Here is a 381-nt window from a genome sequence, read left to right on the forward strand (position 1 = left end):
CAGCGCCATGTACTCAGCGCTCAGCGCGGCCTGCTCATCTTCGGTGAGCTCCGCGTCGTGGCTGCCCGGCCGGGTGTAGATCAGAGTTGCGTATTTCATCGTGGTCTCCTTCTGGGTTGATCGTCCAACAGCAGTGAGACGAACGGGTACCCATCAGAGGGACACGATGCCCGAAATCAGTTTTCGGTCAGCCGCGTGTACTCGGTATCGTCGCGCTTCCACAGCACCCGGCCGGCCGGATCCGCGCCCAGGGCGACCAGTTCCCGCTTGAGAATCTTGTTGGTCGCGGTGCTGGGCAGGTCGTCGGCCAGCCAGACGTACCGCGGCCAGGACTTCGGGGACATGTCCGGCTGCGCGGCCAGGAATTCCGCGAACGACTTC

The 381-nt window shown here is 63.8% G+C and carries 1 pseudogene; it reads right to left on the bottom strand.

The features are described from left to right. Positions 1 to 176 precede the first annotated feature (176 nt). Positions 177 to 381: pseudogene (locus tag H7I57_RS22515) on the bottom strand (acyl-CoA synthetase); the annotation flags it as partial.

Source organism: Mycolicibacterium pyrenivorans (assembly GCF_025821625.1).
GTDB classification, from domain to species: Bacteria; Actinomycetota; Actinomycetes; order Mycobacteriales; family Mycobacteriaceae; genus Mycobacterium; species Mycobacterium pyrenivorans.